This is a genomic window from Burkholderia sp. GbtcB21, from assembly GCF_019091065.1.
Taxonomy (GTDB): Bacteria; Pseudomonadota; Gammaproteobacteria; order Burkholderiales; family Burkholderiaceae; genus Burkholderia; species Burkholderia pyrrocinia_C.
Genome location: NZ_JAGXKA010000049.1, coordinates 1 through 5,707, shown reverse-complemented (window position 1 = coordinate 5,707; position 5,707 = coordinate 1). Strand labels below are relative to the sequence as shown.

Annotated in this window: 3 protein-coding genes and 2 pseudogenes; 3 read left to right on the top strand and 2 right to left on the bottom strand. The window is 59.2% G+C overall.

Annotation, left to right across the window (positions count from 1 at the left end; all coding sequences use genetic code 11):
* Nucleotides 1-87 precede the first annotated feature (87 nt).
* Nucleotides 88-2,127, bottom strand: coding sequence for a restriction endonuclease (locus KVT39_RS36060; protein ID WP_217591383.1), 2,040 nt, complete (start codon nucleotides 2,125-2,127; stop codon nucleotides 88-90).
* Between the two features lie 214 nt (nucleotides 2,128-2,341).
* On the opposite strand from KVT39_RS36060, the pseudogene KVT39_RS36055 reads away from it, so the two are divergent.
* From KVT39_RS36055 to KVT39_RS36045, 3 genes and pseudogenes are all read left to right on the top strand, one after another.
* Nucleotides 2,342-3,527, top strand: a pseudogene (locus KVT39_RS36055) (IS3 family transposase).
* A 29-nt stretch (nucleotides 3,528-3,556) separates the two neighbouring features.
* Nucleotides 3,557-4,012, top strand: a pseudogene (locus tag KVT39_RS36050) (plasmid pRiA4b ORF-3 family protein); the annotation flags it as partial.
* 247 nt (nucleotides 4,013-4,259) lie between these two features.
* The gene (locus KVT39_RS36045; protein ID WP_217591381.1) at nucleotides 4,260-4,937 is read left to right on the top strand and encodes a transposase; all 678 of its coding nucleotides are present in this window, start codon (nucleotides 4,260-4,262) and stop codon (nucleotides 4,935-4,937) included.
* A gap of 246 nt (nucleotides 4,938-5,183) precedes the next feature.
* On the opposite strand, the gene KVT39_RS36040 is transcribed toward KVT39_RS36045, so the two are convergent.
* Nucleotides 5,184-5,375: a hypothetical protein gene (locus KVT39_RS36040; protein WP_217591380.1), complete on the bottom strand. Its 192-nt coding sequence runs from the start codon at nucleotides 5,373-5,375 to the stop codon at nucleotides 5,184-5,186.
* Nucleotides 5,376-5,707 lie beyond the last annotated feature (332 nt).

The following is a 5,707-nucleotide window of genomic DNA, read 5'->3' as shown; positions in this document are numbered from 1 at the left end:
GTTGTTCCGATGCCTGAGGTTAACAGCTTGCCGCGAAAGTTAACAGCCCAACGGGGCCTTTCTGAAACCGTCTCTTACACCGCGCCCTCACACGCGCACCCAGTGTTTGATCAACGGCGAGCGCTGCTCCCCGCGATCAAGTCTACCGAGCGCGGCTTCATAGGCGTCGCGGACCGCTTGTGGCGTGCCGTGCACGGGCTTCGGCCGCGTCGCGAAATATTCGTCGAGCGCTTGTTTCAGATCAAGCAGCACGTCTTTGTTTGCGTCGTTTTCGAGCGCGCCGCTCAGATCCTGCACTCGAGTGGCCAATTCGTCTCCAATTCCGTATTCCTTCAATGCGGCGATCGTCTCGCTGGCGTTACCCACGGACACCAGCCTCTTGATTTCCTCCAGTGCCGACTGGGTAAAGTCGCTGCCTCTCCGGTGCCGAAGCTGGATCACTTCGTCGATGAATTTCGAGGCCTGTTCATTGTCGATGCTTGGGTAGCGTTCGGCGATATGCGCACGCAACATTGTCCGATTATCGGACGTATAGTTGGCTTCACCGTTGGCCACATAGCGCGGCATCATGCTGGAGATCGCGGCAGCAGATGCCTTTACGGTGGCGAGCTGTGGCGAGACGACAACCGACGCGACTTCCGTTTTTACCTGGTTCTCCACCTCGGCAGCAACACCCAATGACACCCTACGCGTGGAAAAATAATCGCGTGCGTCGAAGAGGTCCATCAATCGGGTTTCCAGCTGCATGAAGGCGGGCGTTCCTCTCCCACCCACTGCGCTCAGTTGATTCACCACTTCTTCTCGCGGCTGGCCGTCGAGCAGCGCCGCCATGAGCGTCTGCGCGAAACGATCGTCATCTAGCTGCGCGACGGATTCGCTCACGCGTTCCAATGCGTGATCAAGATAAGTGTGGGAGACTTGCCGCGCCAACTGCGCAACCGATGCACCGACGACCAGTAAACCCTGCCCCCCTATGGCGCCTCGGCTCTGCAGGCCGAGCACCGTCTGATAGGGCTTGTCGGAATATACTTGGTCGTAGTCATACATTGGCTCAAGCTGCGAGATCAATGCATCGCCGAGCACGCTGCCGATCGCACCCGGTTGATCCGGGTCCTGGCCGAGTGCATAGACATAGAAGTCAGCGTCAACCCGGGTGAGCTCGCCGGTGCCCGGTGCCCGGCATGAAAGCGTGATTCGACCATCGTCGTTTCGCGAGATCGACAAAGTATCCACCTTGCGAAGCGCATTCTTGGCGCAGTCGGGTGCGTACTTGAGTTGATTGCCATCGAGCAGGATGGGCCTTGTACTGCGCACGAGCCATTCAACCTTTGCGCCCAGTTCGCCAGCCCGTTCCACTGCGTCAATTCCGGCGTTAGGGCCATGCACCGCGATAGTCTTGCCGTTGAACCGCTCAGGCTCCGCATCGGCGGCACGCATGAACTCGTCGAGATCGAGCACCCGCCCTTCGTTGCGGAACACCGCCTTGTGTTCCGACGCGATGGTGATGTTGCTGAAGCTTTGTTCGGCTCTCGATTTGTTGTCCGAGTTGCCCCAGACACTCGTATGCGGCCCCGCGCCGATACCGAGCACAACCTGCTTGCTGTCGACGACATGGCCGCCGCCGAGCCTGATCCGATAGTTCCCGTCGTCCAGGCGCTGGACACCGGTGATACTCTCGTTGATACGCTCGGCCCCCAGCCTAGCTGCACGCTCGATCTGCGCATCGTTGCCGGCGGAAAACGTCGCACGGTCGGCGTAGCCTCGATCGTAATACGGCGCGCGGTCGCCCCATTGATCGATGATCTCGTGCTGGTGATTGATGTAGCCCGCGCCTCGCACGCTCGGCTGCCACGCGTCCTGTTCGCCGATGATCGTCACCTTGCCCCAAAACGGCAGCTCATCGGAATGCGCATCCTGCCGCCCGTTCAACTCGTTCAACAAGAACGCGGTACTGCTGCCAACGCCGATAAACGTCACGTCGCGAAGCCGATGCGGGTCAAGCGGCAGCTTTCGCCCCTCGGCGGCCTGACTCTCCGCGACGCCCACTTGACAGGCGTCGGACGCCACTGACGTCGCGTCGCGCGCAGTGTACGAGTTGAGGCTATTCAGTGACGGAGCGATTTTCATAAAGAATCCGGTAGGTGGAACAGTGACACACGTTATCTGAATCCAAATGCAGAGCCATTCAAAAATTGATCAATCGCTGATCCCTCTTGGAGCGTGAGTCTCCGGTACGGGTCGCAACGGCCTGAACTTGCCGGCCGGCAGTTTCTGACTGACCATGCCTCGATTTCGCGTACAGCAGGAATTTTGTTAATTTCCTGTATGTACGGAGGGTTGCATGTCAGAGAAGTCAGTGCCGAAACGGCAATACACGGACGAGTTCAAAGTCGAGGCCGTCAGGCTTGCCGAATCAGTCGGTCAGCATGAAGCCGCGCGACGGCTCGGGGTACCGGTGGCGACATTAGGGAACTGGATGCGGCGTAGTCGCCGGGCCGACGGCGTTGGTGAGGCGGGTGCTCATCAGGCGGTCGCAGCACGGTCAGCTCGCCCGATTCGCGAACTGGAAGCGGAGAACAGTCGGCTACGCAAGGAATTGGCCAGCGCGAAACTCGATGTTGAGATTCTCTCAAAAGCAACGGCGTACTTTGCGAAGGGGTCGCGGTGAAGTACGCCTGGATCGATACTTACCGCGACCAGTACAGCTCAGTCGCTTGTGCCGAATAGTTGATGTGTCGCGCAGCGGTTATTGCCAATGGCGTCGGCGTGGCCCAAGCGCACGCACTCAGACCAATGCAGCGCTGGACGCGGCGGTCGCCGCCATCCACCGGTCAAGCCGCGGCAGCTACGGCCGTCCTCGTATCGTGCGGCAGTTGCGTGCCCAGGGCCAGCCGGCGAGTGCCGAACGCGTACGTCGCAGCTTGCAACGCCAGGGGCTGCGCCCGCTCTACAAGCGTCCGTATCGAGTTACAACGGATTCGACGCATCGCCAGCCGGTGGCCCCCAATCTGCTTGATCGTCGTTTCGACGGCTGGCTGCCCAATCGGGCGTGGGTCAGCGACATCACGTTCATCCGGACCGGCGAAGGCTGGTTATATCTAGCGGCCATCCTGGATCTGGCGAGCCGACGCATCGTGGGCTGGTCGATGTCCGAACGAATCAATGCCGACCTGGTCTGCCAGGCACTGCGCAGCGTGTGCTGGCAACGCAAACCGCCACCGGGGCTGCTGTTACATTCCGACCGCGGAAGCCAATATGCAAGCCGAACCTACCGGAAACTTGCCGCCGACTTCAAGATGAACATCTCGATGAGCCGACGCGCGAATGCGTGGGATAACGCCCCGATGGAGAGCTTCTTTAAGACGCTGAAAGTCGAAAGAATCTATCAGCTCCACTACGAAACACGTGCCCAGGCTCGTCTGGACATCGTCGACTGGATCGAAGGCTATTACAATCGGCAACGCCTGCACACATCAATCGACTTTCATACCCCTGTCGACTACGAGGCCGCGTTGATCGCCGCATGACCTGCTGTACGTGGAAACGAGGCAGGGTCAACTCCCACCTGCACGACTTCCTGATCGACGGCATGACCTACGCCATGTTCGAGGTCGATGACGTGCTGGACTTCGCTGATCCGGGCACGACCGTCGATGACCGCAAGGTTCGACTGCAGAAGGTCCTGAAACCTGGCTCACGCTTCCTCTACCGGTACGACTTCGGGGACGGGTGGGATCACGCCATCATCGTTGAGAAAGTGGAAATCGTTGAAAGCGAACCGTGGGGCACGGCCCAGGTCATCGATGGTGCTCGCGCGTGCCCACCAGAAGATGTGGGCGGCCCGCCTGGCTACGACGCGTTCCTGAACACGCTATCTAACGATCCGAATAGCGAAGAGGCAGAACATTACCGAAACTGGGTTGGCCCCGGCTTCGATGCCGATCGGTTCGATCTGCGTGCTGCCAATGCCACGCTGCTGCGCATGGCATCCAATCGTTGGGGAAACCGGTAACTCACGCCGTCAAGACGGTATCGGCCCCACGCTTACCCTCCACCGCGCATCTGGTGGCCTATGTGCGTATTCCACGCCAGAGCGAGCGCGGTTTCCACGCCGAACTGAACGCGAATTCCACGACATTCCGAACGCTGATTCCACCGCAAACCGAACGCACATTCCACGCGTAAGCGAACGGTAGGCAGGACGGCGACGACGCGGGTTAACCATGGCACGCTGGACGATTTTATCCGGAGTGCCACAAATGATGTCGAAAGCAAGGTTATCCATGCGGCAGAACATCGGCCATATGCAGGAATTCTGGGCGCTGCGCGGACTGGACATCGCGGTGCCGAGCTTCGGGTTGCTCAGCGAGCGGTTTCGCACGCTCGAGGTTCAGGTCAAACAGTGCTGCCAGCGCGTCGCCGATTGCCTGTCCCGAGGCGAGGCGATCAGTCTGATCGTCGACAGCAGCGGGATGAAGTTTGGCCGGGCCAACGAATGGCATCGCCAGAAGTACGGTTGCGGCGCGAGCCGAACGCCGTGGCGCAAGATGCATCTGTCGATCGATCTGGAAATGAACATTCACGCCATCGCGCTCACCGACGCCCACGTGTCCGACGCGGCAGGACTGGATGCGGTGCTGGCGGTCGATGCGCCCGTCGACTGCGTGATTGCCGACGGCGCGTACTACAGCATCGCACAGACCGAGGCTTGGTCGAGCAGCGGTGTGCTGCCGGTGATTCCGCCGCCGGCGAATGCGGTGGTTCATGACCAGCCGGCGACACGCTGGCACGACCGGATTGTCGGCTACATCCAGGAGAAAGGCATCTATGCGTTCCACAACAAGTACGGGTATGGAAAGCGCGCACTGGTCGAGGCGCAAATCACGCGGATCAAGCGTTGCATCGGTTCGCGGCTACCGACTCGCCGATTCGAATAGCAGCGCGAGGGCATGATCATCGCAAACCTCGTGAACCGGTGGAACAGCTTCGGCAGGGCCTTCTGTATCAAGACAGTCTAATTGCGCCAGCAACCAACTGAACGCCTACCCTATCGAACAAAGCCGCCTCACATGGCGCTCGACGAATTGACGCCGGGCGCGTTCGCCCGGCAATACATCCTACGGCCGAAGGCTCATGAAACCCCCGGCACTAACGCTGGAAGCTGTCCAGAGTATCCAAGCAGCTCAAGAGTTTCTGTTCTGGTGAGAGTTGCTGTTCTGGTGAGAGTTGCTGTTCTGACATTGAGGAGCATCATGTCCAAAGATATAATAACAAGCCCCGATGGGCGGATGCGAATAACAAGCCCCGATGGGCGGATGCACATCGGCGGCGCCGCCGCTCACATAGCGTACTTCTGTCTGCTTGAGTTCGATCATCAATCTGCACTCCAAATGGTTTTCAATTTAACAAGCCCCCTTCCAATCTGCGCTCTCCTAGCGAGTGAAAGGTATATGTAAGATAAATGATGCTCGCAAGAAAAGTCAAGGACATATCGCCCTCGGCTTCGTCTGCGATGACGGGCCGAGCCTGATAGATCAGTGTTTCCTTAGGGAAACACTGATTTATGTGGCTCGGTGGTCAGCGGCGACGCAGCCGCAGACGTTGTAGAAGATGGTTCACGGAACGAGTCCACGACGATGAAACGGCAAATGAGCTTTGCGGAAGCGGAAAGTGCGGGCAAGAAGCGCGTGACTCGGCGTCAGCGTTT

Excerpts from the sequence above, each read along its gene's own strand:
- KVT39_RS36060 (WP_217591383.1), bottom strand. The coding sequence starts at position 2,127 with ATGAAAATCGCTCCGTCACTGAATAGCCTCAACTCGTACACTGCGCGC.
- KVT39_RS36045 (WP_217591381.1), top strand. The coding sequence starts at position 4,260 with ATGATGTCGAAAGCAAGGTTATCCATGCGGCAGAACATCGGCCATATG.
- KVT39_RS36040 (WP_217591380.1), bottom strand. The coding sequence starts at position 5,375 with ATGATCGAACTCAAGCAGACAGAAGTACGCTATGTGAGCGGCGGCGCC.